The organism is Mycobacterium sp. GA-1199, assembly GCF_001500045.1.
GTDB lineage: Bacteria > Actinomycetota > Actinomycetes > Mycobacteriales > Mycobacteriaceae > Mycobacterium.
Genome location: NZ_LQIX01000053.1, coordinates 198,345 through 215,398 on the forward strand (window position 1 = coordinate 198,345; position 17,054 = coordinate 215,398).

The window sequence follows — 17,054 nt, forward strand, 5'->3', positions numbered from 1 at the left end:
CAAACATCCTTTGTCGACCTGCGACCCTCCTACGATCGATCCGTGACCAAACCCTTCCGGTTCGGCGTCGGTCTGCAGGCCGCGCGCCGTCAGAAGTCGGTGCAGGACTGGGCGCGCCGCGCCGAGGACATGGGCTACGACATCGTCCACGTCGCCGACCACCTCTACACCACCGCGCCGTTCCCGATGATGACGGCGATGGCGATGGCGACCGAACGGCTCCGGGTGGGCACGTTCGTGCTCAACGCCGGCTTCTACCGGCCCGCGCTGCTCGCGCGCGAGGTGACCACACTGCGTGACCTCAGCGGCGGGCGCTTCGACCTCGGGCTGGGCGCCGGCTACGTCAAGGAGGAATTCGAACAAGCCGAGCTGCCGTATCCCACGGCCGGCCAACGCGTGGACTGGCTGCGCCACGTCACCGAGCACATGACCGAGCACGCACCCGATGTGCCGATCCTCATCGCGGGCAACGGCGACAAGCTGTTGACGCTGGCCGCGCAGCGCGCCGACATCATCGGGCTGACGGGCGGCGCCCCGATCACCGCGACCTCCGATCCGCTCGCCGACCGAATCGGATTCCTGCGCCAAGCGGCCGGCGACCGGTTCGACGATCTCGAGCTCAACCTCGCCGTCACGGCCATGCCGACCGACGATTCCGGTGAGCCCGACCTGTCGATCACCCGCCGGTTCCTGCCCCACCTGTCAGAAGAGGAACTGCTGGCGACTCCCGCGGTGCTGTCGGGGTCGACGAGCGAGATCGCCGACACACTGCGCGGCTACCGCGAGTCGTACGGCATCAGTTACATCACGGTCCAGCAGCTGCACGCCGAACCGTTCGCCAAGGTTATCGCCGAGCTATAGCTGTTGTGCCGCAGCGGTATCGACAGAGCGCATCACGAAGTCCGACCACTGCGGTTCCCGCACCGCGTCGTGGTATTCGTAGAGCTTCCACGGGCTGACGGTGTGGATCTCGCCGCGGACGTTCTTGAAGTACGAATGCTTGATCGACGGGTGTGCCCAGACCGTCAGCTTGATCGCCTCCTGTGACCGGCGGCGCCAGTCGTCGGTGGCGTCGGCCTTGGGTTCGATCGAGTGCAACCCGTCGGCCAGGACGCGCAGGCACTGGCCGATGTAGCGCATCTGCAATTCGGAGTTGAAGATGAGGCTGCCGCCGTGCGCCAGATGCGTGCCGGGGCCGTAGGTGAGGAAGAAGTTCGGGAAGCCCGGAACCATGATCCCCCGGTACGCGTACGGCCGATCCCCCCAGACGTCGCGAAGGTCGATCGGGTTGCCGTCACCGTCGCGGCCGGTGATCCGCAGCGGCCACAGCACCTCGGTGGCGCGAAAACCCGTGGCGTACACGATGACATCGGCGCGCCGCTCGCGGCCGTCGGCGGTCACCACGCCCGTCGGCGTTATCCGCTCGATCGGCGTGCGGACCAACTCGACGTTGTCGCGGCGCAGGGTACGCAGCCAGGTGCCGTCGTCCTGCAGCGTGCGTTTACCCGTCGCGGGGTAGTCGGGCAGGACCTTGGCGAGCAGTTCTTCGTCGCCCTCGACCTGGGTGGTGATCCAGTCGGTGAACATCATCCTCGCGGCGGCGTTCATGTCGCTGACCGCGTAATCGCCTTGTTGATAGGCGGGATCGACGCGTGCGGCGTCCAGACCCTTGTCGGCGCCCGGCCACAACAACAGGAAGCGGTACCAGCGGCTGTAGAACGGCAGGTGTTCCATCGCCCAGCGGGTGCCGTCGCCGACTTCCTTGTGGTACATCGGATTCGGGAACATCCACTGGGCGGTGCGCTGGTAGACATCGAGATGTTCGACCCGGTCGGCGATCGCGGGCGCGATCTGGAATCCGCTTGCACCGGCGCCGATCAGCGCGACACGCCGACCGGTGACGTCGACGCCGTGGTTCCACGCCGCGGAGTGAAAGGCTGGGCCGCCGAACGTGTCCGCGCCCTCGATGTCGGGCACCTGCGGCCGGTTGAGTTGGCCGACCGCGCTGATGATCGCGCGGACGGTGACCCTCGAGACACGGCCGTTCTTCGCGCGCAGGGCGACGGTCCAGGTGCCCGATGCGTCGTCCCATTCGGCCGAGACCACCTCGGTCTCCCACCGCACGTGTTCGCCGATGCCGTGTTTGTCCATCACGTCGATGAAATACTGCCGCAGCTCGGGCTGTTCGGCGAAGTAGTGGCTCCAGTTGTTGCTGGGTTCGAAGCTGTAGCAGTAGAAGTGGTTGGCCACGTCGACGCGGGCCCCCGGATAGCTGTTCTCCCACCAGGTTCCGCCGGGACCGGCGTTCTTCTCCACCACGGTGAACGGCAGACCGGCCTGCTTGAGCCGGATGGCGGCGAGTAGTCCGGACTCGCCGCAGCCGATGACGAGCACAGGTAGCGTTGCCGCCGCGTCCGGATCGATGGGTTCGGGCTTGCGCGGATCGGCGCCGTCGAGGTCGAGTTCCTCGGTCAGAAGCGGCAGATACTCCTCGCCGACGGGTTCGCAAGCGGCCCAATCCATCATCTGTTTGACGACGGACGCGCTCAGCGGTGCGGGTTCGGGGCAGCCGCGGTCGCGGTAGGCGGTGATCACCTCCAGCGCCTCGGCCCGCGCACGGGCCTTGTCCTCTTCGGACATGAAGCCCTGGACCTCGTTGAGGAACAACCCGGCCTGGGCGTAGTCGCGGATGAAGCGGGTGTCACCGGTGATGTGCACGAGGCTGAGCAACAGCGTCGGGACGCTGACGTCCTCGAGCGCCCGCTGGATCTCTGCGATGGGCGTTGTGAACGGCGTGCCCGCGTAGCGACTGCGCACGAGACCTCCTCCTGACCGCGACGGCCGCATGCAATTACGGAACTTACAGTAGCGTAATCGACGCCGGACTCCGGCAGTGACGGTTGATTCGCGGCGGTCGGCCAGCCGGTAAGCTCCCAGCGGTCCGCCCTCGTAGCTCAGGGGATAGAGCACGGCTCTCCTAAAGCCGGTGTCGCAGGTTCGAATCCTGCCGGGGGCACTTCGTATTTTCGCAGCTCAGAGGCGGTATTCGGCCGTCAGGTCAGCGGTGCAGACCACCTCAGGATGGTTCCGCCGCCCGGGGCGCCCTCGACGATGAACCGCCCACCAACCTCCTCGGCGCGGGCGCGCAGGTTGGCCAACCCGCTGGGCGTCACGTCGGCGGCGATACCACAACCGTTGTCGACGACCTCGATACGCAGATCGTCTGCGACGGTCACGCCGATCTGCAACGCGGTGGCGTCCGCGTGACGCACGGCGTTGCTGACCGCCTCGCGCACCACCGCTTCCGCGTGCTCGGCGAGTTTGTCGTTGACGACCGACAGCGGACCCGAGAATTTCGTCGTGGTGCGCATGTTCGGGTCGGCGAACTGATCGATCGCCTCGTCGAGCCGCTGTCGGAGGGTGACGCCCGGTCGCGAGTTGTGCAGGTCGAAGATCGCGGTCCGGATCTCTTGGATGACTTCCTGAAGGTCGTCGACGCAGCCGGTGAGCCGCTCTTGCACCTCCGGGGTGCGCGCCCGCGGGATCGTCCCCTGCAACGCCAACCCGACGGCGAACAGTCGCTGGATGACATGGTCGTGTAGATCGCGGGCAATGCGGTCCCGGTCGGTCAGTATGTCGAGTTCTCGCATCTGCCGTTGCGCGCTCGCCGACTGCCATGCCAACGCCGCCTGATCGGCGAACGCGGCCATCATGTCCATGTTCTCGTCGCTGAAGGGCGGCGCCCCGACCGGCCGGAGTGCAACCAGAACGCCCGCGACGTCATCGACTGCGCGCAGCGGTAACAGGAGCGCGGGGCCCGTTCCGCCTTCACCGGCACCCAGGCCCAGACCGTCGAACCGCATCGGCGTGCGCCCAGTGAACGCCTCGCCAATGGGGCTGCCTACGACAGGAACCGACTCCACATCCAGGGCGGTCTCCCCCGCGGCTGCAGCGACGACGAGCTCGGTCGCTTCCATCGGCGGCAAATCGCTGTCCTCCGGAACGAACACCGCGGTCAGAGTGGCTCCGCTGAGCTGACGTGATTTCTCGGCGACCAACCTGAACACCCTTGCCGGATCGGCGCCCGACAGCAGTTCGGTGCCGATGTCGCGGGTGGCCTCGATCCACGACTGCCGGTCCTTGGCCTGCTGATAGAGCCGGGCGTTCTCGATGGCGATCCCGGCGGCCGCCGCGAGCGCCTGGACGAGGACCTCGTCGTCCTCGCTGAACGGCTGGCCACCCGCTTTCTCGGTCAGGTAGAGGTTGCCGAAGACCTCGTCGCGGATTCGGATCGGCACGCCGAGGAAGGTGACCATCGGGGGATGGTTCGGCGGAAATCCAACGGACACGGCATGGTGCGCGATGTTGTCGAGCCGAATCGTCTTCGGGTCGTCGAGAAGGAGCCCGAGTACGCCGCGCCCCTCCGGCAGGTGGCCGATCGCCGCCCGCGTTTCGTCATCGATGCCCTCGTAGACGAACTCGACGAGGTCGTGGCCACGCCCGCGCACACCCAGCGCCCCATAACGGGCGTCGACCAGCTCGATTGCGGTGTGAACGATCGTCTTGAGCGTCTGGTCGAGTTCCAGCCCGGACGTCACGACGAGCATGGCGTCAAGTAACCCGTCGAGGCGATCGCGTCCTTCGACGATCTCCTCGACGCGGTCCTGGACTTCCGAGAGCAACTCGCGAAGTCGCAACTGGGACAAGGTGTCCCGGAGTGGACGCTCGCCGGCGTCGCTCCCGGACCGGTCTCTGTCGGTCACCGCTCTGCCGTTCCGCTCCTGTTCGACGATCACCATCCCGCAGGGGCCGATGCTACGCGTCCGGCGTGGGTCGCACGCAAACTTGGTGGTGAAGCTTCAAGCTGCGTAGCGGTCGGCGAAGAGACGAAAGTCCCCGCCTAAACCGTCCAAACTCGGCGACGCGCTACTCCTGAAGCGGGCACCTGCCGGAGCCGGCGCATCACCTTGGCGGGTTTCACCACCGTCGCGGACTACAGCCGGCTTCGCCTCGGCTACCCCGGCGCGCGAATGTTCACTGACGCCAGGGGCATTCATCGCGCGGCGATGGGCAACACCCCGATATTCAGTCGTGAACCGCTTCGATCTCACCACTGATCTGGAGGGGGTCGGGAACCACCTCGAAGTACCGCTCGACGTCGCCGCGGGTGCATGCCGCCGTTCCGGGCATCAGCAGCTTGGCGGTCGCGGCGGCGATGCCGAACCGCACCGACTTCACGAGCGGCCAGGCACGGGTCAGCCCCACCGTCATACCGGCAACCATCGCGTCCCCCGCCCCCACGCTGCTGATCGCCTGAACGGACAGGGCTGGAAACCTGTAACTGGCATGAGGCGTCGCCAACAGCGCTCCCTCCGAGCCCAGCGAAACCACGACCGCCTGTGTGACTCCGCGCTCGATGAGGCCCTGAGCGGCCGCCAGCTGCTCGGATTCGGTCTCGAGCGGAAGGCCTACGCATTCACGGAGTTCACGCACGCTGGGCTTCATCACGAACACCCCCGACTTCACGTGACGCAGCCCCCCGCCCCACGTGTCGAGGATCAGCAAGAGACCGAGTTCTCGGCAGAGGTCTGCGACCCGCTCGAAGAAGTCGGCAGGCACACCAGGCGGGAGACTGCCGCTGGCCACGACGAATTCCGCCGAGGCCGCAGCCGATGCCAACTCCTCCAGGCACCGATCCTGCTCGGCGGTGTCGAGCCGCGGGCCGGGAAACACGAACCGGAACTGGTTTCCGGTACTGCGTTCGTTGACCGTGAAGCTCTCCCGCGTCGCATTCGTGATCGCGACACGGCGCGACGGCACACCGGCCTGGTCGACGAGGTCTGAAACCAATGCACCCGTCGGTCCTCCCGCGGGATAGACCGCCGTCACCGACTCGCCGAGCGCCCGGACAAATCGCGCCACGTTGACACCACCGCCGCCCGGGTCGTACCGGGCTCCTTCACACCGGACCTTGTCCGTGTGGCGCACGATGTCGGCATCGATGGTCACGTCCAGCGCAGGGTTCATCGCCAGGGTGACGATCATCGGCTTGGCATCAGCAGAGAATTCGGGCGCCACTCGGTGCTCCGTCGGCTCGAAATCGGGCGGTGATGCAACCGCATGGGGCTCTTCGGGGAACACCATCACCGCACCCGCAAACCGCGCACGCTGGATGAAGACGCCGTGCCCGCCGCTGACGGTTGCTCGTCGAATTCGACGGTGCCGCCGGCATGCAGGATGTGCGTCTCACCACGGCATTCCACCAGCACGGGTGCGGCGTCGCCGGGCTCGGCGCTCAGCGTGGCGCTTCGTCCGAAGACCCCCAGTCGCAGCCGGTGCCCCCGATAGCGGAAGGTGAACTCCAGGTGTCCAAGCGATTTCGGCCACGACGGCCCGAGCGTGATGCGGTCGCGCCGGATCTCCAGCCCGGTGAAGCACCGCTGGAGGAGGTCGATGCTTCCCGCCATCGCGGCCAGGTGGATGCCCTCCGCCGTTGTCCCGCGCTGGATGTCGACAATGTCGGAAGCCAGCACATGCCCGAAGAACTGCATCGCCTGATGCCGGTTCCCCCGAGCCAATACCCACGCGTGCACGACGGCGCTCAACGTCGAGCCGTGCGAGGTCCGCACCCGGTAGTACTCGATGGTTCTCGGGATCTGCTCAGGAGTGAAGCGATATCCGAGCCGGTCGAAGAGCTCGTAAAGTTCGTCGGCGGACAGCAGATAAAAGAGCATCAGGGCATCGGCCTGTTTGCATGCCCGATAGTTGTTGACGCTGTCGTTCTCGGCCTCGAGGATGCGGTCGAGCCGCTGCATGTTGTCGTACCGGTTGCGGTAACCCTCCCAGTCGAGTTCCTTGAGCTTTTCGTAGCCTTCGAATTGACTGATCACGCCGTCGTGGAAGGGCACGAACATCCGCCGGCTGACATCCTCCCAGAGCGCGAGATCCGCGTCGCTGATTCCGAGCGTTTCCAGCAATGCAAGCCGGTAATACAGCGGGATCCGTTCGAGGGCTTCCAGAGCCCTCATGATCACCCAGACCGCCATGACGTTGGTATAGGCGTTGTTGTCGATCCCATCGTATTCCCTTCCGGGGTAACCGGAATGGAATTCGTCGGGTCCGATGACCCCGCAGATCACATAGCGTTGCCTGGTCGAGTCGTATTCGGCCAGGCTGACCCAGAACCTCGCGATATCGGCGAGCATCTCGGCGCCGTAGTCGATCAGGAATCCGATGTCGCCGGTGACCTCGTAGTGCTGCCACACGTTGTAGGCGATGGCAAGCCCGATGTGGTGAGCGCGAGCGCTCGCATCCGGGTTCCACCGGCCGGATCGGGGATTGAGGTGCAGCCGTTGACTTTCCTCACGCCCGTCGCTTCCGGACTGCCACGGATACATGGCACCGGCATGACCCGCCTCGGCGGCGGCCAGGCGAGCCTCGGGCAGGCGACGGTAGCGGTACATCAACAGTGATCGGGTGACCTTGGGCAGTCGCATGTTCGTCACCGGGAAGACGAACAGCTCGTCCCAGAACACGTGTCCCCGGTACGCCTCACCGTGGAGTCCACGAGCCGGGACGCCGACGTCCAGGTCGGCGGTATGGGGAGACAGTGTCTGCATCAGGTGGAGTTGGTGCAAGCGCACGATGCGACGCAGGTCCGCATCCGCACCCATCTCGATGTTGAATCGCTCCCACAGGTGCGCCCATGCCAGTCGGTGTCCGCGTTCGAGTTCGGCGTACCCACCGATCCGGCGCAGTTCACGTTCGGCAGCCGAAACCGGACCGGAGATCCCGTGGTCACGGCTCGTGTAAAGAGTCACCACCTCTTCGAGCGTGACCGCTTGTCCCGCCCTGACATCGAGGGCGATTTCACGTCCCACCTGCATTGGATCGTCGACAAGGCGGCGGGCGGATTCGAGTCCGGCACTCTCGCCGCGCACCGTGCTGCGCTTCGCGATGGCGACTTCGATGTTCGATTCGACGGTCCGCACCGCCAACAACACTGAGTCCTCGGATATCTCGCGCGCTTGGACGACGTTGACGTGACGCGATGAGAGTTCGCGGTAGCGCTCGACTCCATGGTTCCGGATGTCGCCGTCGATCAGGGTGCGAAACTCGAGCCGTCCGGACCAGTTGTCGGCCTGCACGGTCGTCTGGATGGCGGCGGCGTGGGGGAGGTGCATCGCCACGAATCGGCTCTGCGACACCCGGGTGGTCCGCCCGGTCCGGTCGGTGAACGTGAAGTCACGCCACAGCGTTGCCCCGCGCAGGTCGATCGTGACCAGATACGAAGAGACGTCCACCTCGTCGATGTCCAACCACGGTCCGTCGTCGATGCGGAAGGTCACCGGCAGCCAGTTCGGCAGGTTCACCAGGCTCTCGTTGTCGATCACCGATCCCGCCACCTCGTCGGTCAGGCGGTTGTAGACACCCGCGACGTACAGCCCCGGGTAGTGGAACTCCCCCGCAGCGCATTCTGGTGCCGCGCCCCGTACGGCCATGTAGCCGTTGCCCATGGTGCACAGCGCTTCTCGCAGCTTCTCGTCGGCTGGTTCGTAGCCGCCGAACGTCAACTTCCACGGATCATTCGGCGTATCGCGCTCGGCGGCCAACTGGTCGGTGAGCCGGCCGAGAAACCGACACACATGCTCGGGCCCCTCCAGGGTGAATCGCGCCGCCGATCGCCTGTCCCCCGACTCGTCGCTGCGGACCACAACGCCGATACCCTTGTGGCGCACCGCGTCGAACGCATCTTCGTCGGTCAGGTCGTCGCCGATGTAGATGGGTAACAGCGGCCGCGACCCATCGACCTGATCGAGGATCCATTCCAGCGTCTTACCCTTGCCCCAGCCGACGTCGGGCCGAAGTTCGATGACCTTGCGTCCGCCGCCGATTCGGAACTTGTGGTTTTGGCCCACCGTTCGTACCGCGGCGATCACCGGATCGACCAGTTCGGGGTTGACGTTGCGGTAGTGCACGGCCACCGAAAACCGCTTGTTCTCGATCACGAGCCCATCGACCCCGGCCAACCGCTCGCGCAGATCTGCCGTCGCAGTGGCAAGGTCCTGAATCGCTTGTACCCCAGCCTCATTCTGATGATGCGAGCCGTCGGGAGCCACCAGCTCGAATCCGTGACTGCCGGCGTACCAGAGCCCGGGCACGCCGATCCGCGACCGGATGTCGTCCAGGCTTCGGCCGCTGATCACCGCAACCGGGCAGCGGGCGGCCAGGGACGCCAACATCTCGTCCGCTCCGGCGATCAGGGTCGCCGCATCGGGATCGTTGACGATTTCGGAGATGGTTCCGTCGAAGTCCAGCAGTACCGCTGGTTGGCGGGTGTCTGCCAAAGGTGCGATCTGGCTGTACGACAGCAGTGCGTCGGCCGTGGCAGATAGGCGTTGGAAGCCGTCGCGGACCGTCACCTCGACGAGATCGCCGACCACCACATCGGCACCGGCCCGAAGCAGCGCTGCACCGTCTCGGGCGGGGTCCACCCCGACGACCAGCCCGAATCCGCCGTCGCGTCCCGCCGTCACCCCCGCTACGTCGTCGTCGACGACGACGCAGCGCGCGGGAGCTACCCCGAGGCTTCGCGCCACGTGGTGTAGGACGTCAAGGTGTCGGCCCTCCGAATCCGCCATGTCGGGGACCGACGAACGATCGATGCACATCGCGAACAGGTCGGGGCCGTCTGCCGCCCGGACGACTGCGCTGCAATCGGTGTCCGATGAGACGACCGCGGTCTCGATATCGGCGGCCCTGAGTTGGCGCACCAAATTGACGGTGGACTCTGCCACGGGCACCCGGTCGGCCGATGTTTCGGCGGTATCGGCCACAACGCCGTCAAGGCCGAAGATCACCGCATCGTGATACCGCGGGTCAACGAACACCGGAAGCTTCATCGCTCCTCCTCATGAGATTCGGCTCTGATGTCATCGTTTCGGCGTTGCGCGGGGAAGGGTCCGAAGTCACATCATGGACCGGTTGGGGACTTAGGCCCTTCCGCGGTCGGGACGTTGGTCCTCAACCTCGTGGCCCTCGGACGGTACGTCGAACACGGACTCCGGAGCAGGATGAGACCTATGGACGTTCGAGACGATCTCACCTTCATCCGCGATATCTCCGAGCTGACGATCGCCGACGCCGAAGAGGCCGGAGGCAAGGGTGCCAACATGGGCGAGCTGGTCGCCGCCAACCTGCCCGTTCCACCCGGATTCGTTCTGCTGCGGGACTGTTACCGCCAGTCCATGAGGTCCGGCGGGGTCGAAACCGAGCTGAACGGGTTGCATCGAGAGGCGCTTGACACCGTCGCCGACACCGCGAGGCTCACCGAGTTGTCCGAGCGCATGCAGGGCCTGGTGCGCAAGGCCGGTGCCGACGACGAGGTGCGAGGGCTGATCCTGTCCGCGTACCACGACTTGGGTCCGGGCGCGGTGGTCGCGGTGCGATCCTCTGCCACCGGCGAGGACGGCGCGGACGCCTCGTTCGCGGGCATGAACGCGACCATCACCAACGTCGCCGGGGAGGAGGCGCTGGTCGAGGCGGTGGTGCAGTGCTGGATGTCGCTGTTCAGCCCGCGCGTCATCACCTACCGCGCCAGCCGTGGCTTCACCAGTGACCCGGCGATGGCGGTCGTCATACAGGAGATGGTTCATTCGGAAAAAGCCGGAGTCGCGTTCACCGCTGATCCCAGCAACGGCGCCCAGGACCGAGTTGTCATCGAGGGCGCGTTCGGTCTCGGCGAGGTCGTGGTTTCCGGAGAGGTCGAGCCCGACACCTACATCGTCTCCAAGGAGACGCTGCAACCCCTCGATGTCCGGCTCGGCCATAAAGCGTTCAAGATCGTGCGGGGCGACGACGGGCACGATGCCGTCGTCGACCTCGACGAATCACAGGCCGATTCGCGCGTACTGACCGACGGAGAATTGCGCTCGATAGCCGAACTGGCCATCGCGACAGAGCGACACAATGGTTGCCCCCAAGACACCGAGTGGGCGATCGCGGGGGGTAAGACATATCTGGTTCAGGCACGGCCGATCACCACGCTGGGCCACACCACTCCCGCCGCCGCGGAAAAGCACCTGGTGCTGGCCCGTGGCCTGGCCGCGGCGCCCGGGATCGCCTCGGGGAAGGTGCGGGTGCTGGAGTCACCCGAGGAGGGCGCCCAGCTGCAGGAGGGCGAGATCCTCGTCGCGCAGATGACCAACCCCGACTGGTTGCCCACCATCCGCCGAGCGGCGGCGCTGGTGACCAACACCGGCGGTATGACATGCCACGCCGCAATCGTGGCTCGCGAATTGAGTGTGCCGTGCGTCGTCGGAACCCGGACCGCGACCAGAGACCTTCACGACGGTACGACGGTCACAGTCGATGGGGCCCGCGGCGAGGTGGTGTCCGGCCGGGTGCGGCCTTCGTCGACGACATCGGCGAGCGAGCGGAGCGCCCCCAGCCGACCGCAGACCGAGGCCACCGGCACCAAGGTCTATGTCAACCTGGCCATGCCCGAGGCCGCTGAAACCGTTGCCGCACAACCGGTTGACGGCGTGGGGCTGTTGCGTGCCGAGTTCATGCTGACCGAGGCGCTGGCCGGCCGTCATCCCCGTGACCTCATCGCCCACGGGGAGCAGGCCACGCTTGTGGACAAGTTGGGGGCGTCTGTCGGGCGAATCGCCGCAGCGTTCGCCCCTAGGCCGGTCATCTATCGGGCGACTGACTTCCGCACCAACGAATTCCGCGGCTTGAAGGGCGGCGAGACCTACGAGCCGATCGAACACAACCCGATGATCGGCTATCGCGGCTGCTACCGATATGTGAACGAGCCGGACCTGTTCGCGCTGGAACTGGAGGCGCTGGCGCGGGTGCGGGAGCGGTCGCCCAATGTCGGGCTGATGATCCCGTTCGTCCGCACCAAATGGGAACTCGAGGCTTGCCTCGAGCTCGTCGACGCGAGTCCGCTCGGCCGGCAGCGGGGTTTGCACCGCTGGGTGATGGCCGAGGTGCCTTCGGTCGTGCACTGGCTTCCCGAATACATCGGGATGGGCATCGACGGAGTGTCGATCGGAAGCAACGATCTGACTCAGCTGATGCTCGGAGTCGACCGTGATTCCGATGTGTGCGCTGAGTTGTTCGACGAATCCGACCCCGCCGTGCTCGATGCCATCGGCCAGATCATCGGCACGGCAAGGAAATACGGCATCACCTCGTCACTGTGCGGTCAGGCGCCGTCCACGAACCCGGCATTCGCCGAATACCTGGTGCGGATGGGCATCACGTCGGTATCGGTCAACCCCGATGCCGCTGATGCCACCCGGCGGGTCATCGCCGCAGCCGAGCGGCGGCTGCTACTCGAAGCCGCACGGTTGAGGTGAGGCGGGCATGGATCCAGCCGACGCCAAGGCCATGAGATGAACCCAACCGAGCACGACGAGGAGACCGAGGAGAGGCGTGACACGATCGTGTGGGGTTTCTTCCGCTCGGAATTCGCCGGACCGATCTATGTCGACTGGCCGATCGACCGGCGCCTGGACGCCTACCTGTTACATCACGGGCCGGCCGAGCTTCTGATCGACGGCTCCGCCTACGACGAGTTGCTCGAGCACGTCATGGCCAACACGGGGTGGCGCAGCGAAAGGGCATCCTGCCACCGTTCAAAGCAATTCATCATGGCGAAGCCGGTCATGTCGAATGACGGCACCGGGGAATCGCGTCAAGCGCCGTCAACTGCTCCGTCATCACGACCCCCACCGACAGCCAGCTGAAATATCCGGTGCGCCTGGTTCACCGATTCCTCAAGCGGATGAGCGGTGTCGATTCGGTGGAATGGGCCCGTGCCTGCGTTCTCGCCGAGCGCGACGGCGATCTGTGGTGTCGCATCCGAACTCGACGGCCCTCTGGCCACGACCCGTTGGGCGGCCTGCGACGGTGAGAGCGCACACACGAAATGCACTAGCGCCGAAGAGGTCTCGGTAGCCAGTCGGTACGCCCTCTCCTGTTGCTGCGCATCGCGCCAGGTGCCGTCGAGCACAACTGTCTGACCGGTGGACAGCAGCGCACGGGCTCGACGCAGCACCTCGTCATAGACGGCGCGCACGTTCTCTGGTGCATACAGTCCCTCGTGCAGCTCGCCGACCTGCCCGGCGATGACGCCGGACCGTTGTAGCTCGCGGCGCACCGCGTCGGTGGAGATGACCCGGGCGTTCACTTGTTCTGCCAGGCCGTGCGCGACGGTGGTCTTGCCGGTTCCCGGACCGCCGCCGACGATGACCAACCGGACGGTGCACGATCTCAGGTGGGCGAGAGCGATGTCGAGATGGCGTATCGCGTCGGCCGCCGCTTCGCTGTGCCCTTGATCGACGCGGATGCAGTCCACCTTGGCCCGCACCACGGCGCGGTACGCGACGCTGAACTCCCTCAGGGACCGCGGTGCTGGGTCGTCGGCCCGTCGCAGGTACTCGTCGAAGAAGTGCTCGGCGAGGTCTTTGCGGCCGAGGAACTCCAGGTCCATCGCGAGGAAGGCGGCGTCGTCGACACCGTCGACGTAGCGCAGTCGATCATCGAATTCGAGGCAGTCCAGCAGCACCGGACCGTCAGGCGTGCAGAAGATGTCCTGTGTCAGCAGGTCCCCGTGACCGTCGACGACGCGGCCCGACGCGATCCGCTGCGCGAACAGTTGGTCACGGCCGGCCACGTACCGGTCGGCCAGGCGTGTGACCTCGCGAAGCGTCGCCTCGGGGATGACGCTGTCGACGTATCGCCTCAGCTCAGCGAGATTCTGGTGCCAGCGATCCGAGATCACCGCAGCCGTCGCCTGTTCGTCGATCTGTGGGCCCCGTAGCGCCTCCCGGTGGAACCGCGCCAATCGGTCCGCGATGGCGGTGAGGTATCCGTGGACGGCATCACCGTTGCGGACGAGCGCGGCGAGCCGGGCGGATTCGGGATATCGACGCATCACGATGACGGGTTCGGCGGGCTCTCCCGGCGCGGCGAAGTGGCCGACACCGAGATAGCTGTCGGGCGCCAACCTGCGATTCAGGGCCACTTCGCGTTGACACGCCTGCTCGCGAAACTCGCGGGTGCCGAAGTCGAGGAAGTCCGTGACGATCGCTTTCTTCGTTTTGTATGCGCGGTCCCCGATAAGAGCAACCAGCCCCGTGTGTGTCTCGTGAATCTCTGCGTGAAGATTCCCGTTGGCGCTGGCCGAGTCTCGACGGGTGCTGGCAGTGACCGACGCGGTCGTCATATCTAGACCTTCTCGCAGCCACGCTCTCGGTAACAGGGTCGAAAGACCTTTACCGCGAATAAAGCCCGACCGTGATCAGCTCGGTCGGCACACCATGACCGGAACGGTGGCGTGTTGCAACAGATTCAACGCGGTCGACCCCAAGATGGCGCTGGCGAGCGCGGGCTTCCCGTGACTTCCGACCACCAGCAGCTGCGCGCCGTCGGCGTGACACCGATCGATGAGTGCCGCAGCCGGCTTCGCGTGTTCGACGAAACACGGTGCGGAAACCTGTGCGTAGCGCTGGTTGAATCGGTCGACATCATTGGTCAGCTGCGCCCATTCCGCCGTTTCGAGCGCATCCCAGTCGATCAGAAGCGGCAGTCGTGTGGCGACCGCGCGCAGCGGCGACGACGTCGATCGTACGGCCGCCAACTTCGCGTTGAACCGTTCGCAGAATTCGAATGCGTTCTCCAGAGCGGCCAGAGAGGACGGTGTCCCGTCCACCCCGACGACTACCGGATCGGCGGTCGGCACCGCGTTGGACCCTCGCCAAGCGACAACGGGGCAATCGGCGCGCGTGGCGACGGCCAGTGTCGTCGAACCCAGCAAGAGTGCACCCGCAGTGGTGACTTCGTCGTTTCCGACAACGATCATCCGTGCCCTCTTGCCGAGCTCCACCAGTACCTCGGCGACCGGAACATCGGTGGACAGAGTCGTCACCTCGAGTTCGCGGTCCTGTGAGCGCACGATCTCCTCCGCGCGGCGCAGAATTTGGTCGGCACTTTCGCGTTGCTGCGCGAGGACGGCCGCTCGCATCGCGGCGACGGTGTCTGTCAGGTTGTGCCCGACGGCCGGTAGCGCGTGCACGATGTGCAACGACGTCTCGTACCTCGATGCCACCGCCGCCGCCCATCGCGCCGCGTTGAGCGCCGCATCGCTGCCGTCCACGCCTACCACTACCGCACCTGTCCGCATCCGAACTCCTGTCTTCGAGATTCGTTAGCCCGTGAAGTGATGATGACCGGTGCCGCGTGCTCCGGCGTAGAGGCGAAAGTCCCTGGACTTCAGCGCCGCGCGATGATGACCGGCATGCGTGACGCCTGCGCGACCGCCGAGCTGACCGATCCGAGCAACATCCCGGCGAACCCGCCGAGACCACGGCTGCCCACCACGAGGAGCTGGGCGCGCTCGGATTCCTCGAGCAGCCGGCGGGCTGCATTGCCGGGGCCGGCGATGCGCTGAACGACGACATCGGGGTAGCGCTCGTTCCACCCGGCAAGGTATTGCGCCAGTTTCTCTTCCGGCCGTGCGCTGCCTTCTCGTGCGCCGGAATCTGCGGTGCCCGTCCATGTGTGAACGGCGAGCAGCCCTACGCCGCGACGATCGGCCTCGCCGAAGGCGATCTCCGTTGCCAGCTCCGAGGCGGGCGAGCCGTCGATACCAACCGCCACCGGGGCCGTCGCGGGATGATCCATCAGGGGGTCCTCGTCATGGATCACCGCCACCGGACAGTGCGCATGGTGCACAAGACCGGAGCTGACCGAGCCCAGGAGCAGACCTGTCACACCCCCCAGGCCGCGGCAGCCGACGACGATCAACTCGGCGCCCCCGGACAGGTCGATCAGTTCGGGAACCGTAGAACCGGTGAGGACGCGGTGCGTGACCTCGATGCCGGGCGTGGCGCCGAGGGCATCGCTCACGAGCCCCAGAGCGTCGTCGATGACGGCCTTCCCACGGCGCTGCCGCTCGGTGGCGAACTCACCGGACGTCGGCAGGTCCACCCATGCGCCATTCGACGGCAGCACATGGACGACGGTCAAGGGCACACCACGCAACGCTGCGTCGCGCGCTGCCCAGTCGGTCGCTACCCGAGAGGACGGAGACCCGTCCACTCCCACCACAACCCCCCGCGGGGCCGGGTTCGCTGTGGTCAAGCTCATCTCCTCCTCCTGACCGACGTCGAGTAAGCCACGCCCCCGATGCTCGTCGGTGAGCGGGGCGTACCGAAGAGTCGAAGGTCACCACCTGCCGATGGATCCGACTGGTGCCTTAGCGAACGCCTCGCGGTTCAGGCGCCGCTGCGCGTGTCGATGACACGCGTTGCGACGTCCGCGAGCTTGACGTTGCTGTCCTGGGAGAGTTGTTTGAGCATCTCGAAGGCCCGCACCTCGTCGACGCCGTAGCGCTCCATGATGATGCCCTTGGCCTGCCCGATGCGATCTCTGGTGGCCATCGCCGACTTCAGCTGTTCACCTTCTCGGCTGGCCAGGATCGCCGCCGCGGCGTGTGCGGCCAGGACCGTGCCGATGATCTCGTCGTCGGCATCGAAGGCGCGCGCTTTCGAACCGAACATGTTGAGCGCTCCGGCGGTGCGCTCGGCGGTATAGAGCTTGATCGACAGACCGCTGAGGACGCCGTGCTCGACCGCGGCCGCGGCGTATAGCGGCCAACGCTCTTCCGTCCGGAAGTCATCGGTCCGCAGAATCGATTCGTTCAGCGCGGCGTCCACGCAGGGTCCCTCACCGAATTGCATCTGGATCTCGTCGAGTGTGTGGGGCAGCTCCGACGTCCCGGCCAGCGATTCGAACTTGCCTCCCCTGCCGATCAGCAGCACGCCCACCGTGTCCGCACCGGGCAACAGTTCGCGCGCGGTGGCCGTGACGTCGTTCAGGACGTCGTCGACGGTGCGCGGGGGAGCAGACGCCCGTGCCAGCTCGGCCATCCGCTCGGCCAGTTCATGCGTACGAGGCTGCGTCATGGCCTGAAGTCTTCCCTTTCGGGCGTCGGCGTACACGATTGTTTGGCGTTCTCGGTAGTGGGCATGTCGTGGTTC

At 66.1% G+C, this 17,054-nt stretch carries 11 protein-coding genes, 1 tRNA gene and 1 pseudogene; 5 read left to right on the forward strand and 8 right to left on the reverse strand.

Annotated elements, in window-relative coordinates:
• The first annotated feature begins 42 nt into the window (after positions 1 to 42).
• Positions 43 to 861: an LLM class F420-dependent oxidoreductase gene (locus AU198_RS21905; RefSeq protein WP_064350653.1), complete on the forward strand. Its 819-nt coding sequence runs from the start codon at positions 43 to 45 to the stop codon at positions 859 to 861.
• On the opposite strand, the gene AU198_RS21910 is transcribed toward AU198_RS21905, so the two are convergent.
• Positions 856 to 2,817 carry a flavin-containing monooxygenase gene (locus tag AU198_RS21910; protein WP_064350737.1) on the reverse strand — a complete coding sequence of 654 codons (1,962 nt, stop codon included), beginning with the start codon at positions 2,815 to 2,817 and terminating at the stop codon, positions 856 to 858. The two genes, AU198_RS21905 and AU198_RS21910, sit on opposite strands and share 6 nt — an antisense overlap.
• A 126-nt stretch (positions 2,818 to 2,943) precedes the next feature.
• Between AU198_RS21910 and AU198_RS21915 the strand changes: the two genes are divergently transcribed.
• Positions 2,944 to 3,016, forward strand: a tRNA-Arg gene (locus tag AU198_RS21915).
• A 37-nt stretch (positions 3,017 to 3,053) separates the two neighbouring features.
• Here AU198_RS21915 and AU198_RS21920 read toward each other — a convergent pair.
• Complete coding sequence (locus AU198_RS21920; RefSeq protein ID WP_197416188.1) at positions 3,054 to 4,799, reverse strand: GAF domain-containing sensor histidine kinase; 1,746 nt, start codon at positions 4,797 to 4,799, stop codon at positions 3,054 to 3,056.
• Positions 4,800 to 4,917: 118 nt separating this feature from the next.
• Between AU198_RS21920 and AU198_RS26755 the strand changes: the two are divergent.
• Positions 4,918 to 5,102 (forward strand): annotated as a pseudogene (locus AU198_RS26755) (3-oxoacyl-ACP synthase); the annotation flags it as partial.
• On the opposite strand, the gene AU198_RS21925 reads toward AU198_RS26755, so the two are convergent.
• Both AU198_RS21925 and otsB read right to left on the reverse strand, forming a co-directional pair.
• The gene (locus AU198_RS21925; RefSeq protein ID WP_064350739.1) at positions 5,086 to 6,045 is read right to left on the reverse strand and encodes a 1-phosphofructokinase family hexose kinase; all 960 of its coding nucleotides are present in this window, start codon (positions 6,043 to 6,045) and stop codon (positions 5,086 to 5,088) included. The pseudogene AU198_RS26755 and the gene AU198_RS21925 sit on opposite strands and share 17 nt — an antisense overlap.
• Before the next feature lie 98 nt (positions 6,046 to 6,143).
• Positions 6,144 to 9,902, reverse strand: a complete 3,759-nt coding sequence (otsB, locus tag AU198_RS21930) for a trehalose-phosphatase (RefSeq protein ID WP_064350654.1) — start codon at positions 9,900 to 9,902, stop codon at positions 6,144 to 6,146.
• A gap of 180 nt (positions 9,903 to 10,082) precedes the next feature.
• Here otsB and ppsA point away from each other — a divergent pair, with 180 nt between their 5' ends.
• Both ppsA and AU198_RS26760 read left to right on the forward strand, forming a co-directional pair.
• Positions 10,083 to 12,368, forward strand: a complete 2,286-nt coding sequence (gene ppsA / locus AU198_RS21935) for a phosphoenolpyruvate synthase (protein ID WP_064350655.1) — start codon at positions 10,083 to 10,085, stop codon at positions 12,366 to 12,368.
• A 36-nt stretch (positions 12,369 to 12,404) separates the two neighbouring features.
• Positions 12,405 to 12,758, forward strand: coding sequence for a hypothetical protein (locus AU198_RS26760; protein ID WP_231744749.1), 354 nt, complete (start codon positions 12,405 to 12,407; stop codon positions 12,756 to 12,758).
• Here the strand turns inward: AU198_RS26760 and AU198_RS21945 are convergent.
• The 4 genes from AU198_RS21945 to AU198_RS21960 all read right to left on the reverse strand — a co-directional run bounded on the left by AU198_RS21945 (position 12,707) and on the right by AU198_RS21960 (position 16,979).
• Positions 12,707 to 14,239 carry a bifunctional aminoglycoside phosphotransferase/ATP-binding protein gene (locus AU198_RS21945; protein ID WP_064350656.1) on the reverse strand — a complete coding sequence of 511 codons (1,533 nt, stop codon included), beginning with the start codon at positions 14,237 to 14,239 and terminating at the stop codon, positions 12,707 to 12,709. The genes AU198_RS26760 and AU198_RS21945 overlap by 52 nt on opposite strands.
• Positions 14,240 to 14,314: 75 nt before the next feature.
• Positions 14,315 to 15,196, reverse strand: a complete 882-nt coding sequence (locus AU198_RS21950) for a universal stress protein (RefSeq protein ID WP_064350657.1) — start codon at positions 15,194 to 15,196, stop codon at positions 14,315 to 14,317.
• 89 nt (positions 15,197 to 15,285) lie between these two features.
• Complete coding sequence (locus AU198_RS21955; protein WP_064350658.1) at positions 15,286 to 16,161, reverse strand: universal stress protein; 876 nt, start codon at positions 16,159 to 16,161, stop codon at positions 15,286 to 15,288.
• Positions 16,162 to 16,289: 128 nt separating this feature from the next.
• On the reverse strand, positions 16,290 to 16,979 hold the full coding sequence (locus tag AU198_RS21960; protein WP_064350659.1) for a GAF and ANTAR domain-containing protein: 690 nt from the start codon (positions 16,977 to 16,979) through the stop codon (positions 16,290 to 16,292).
• Between the last annotated feature and the right edge of the window lie 75 nt (positions 16,980 to 17,054).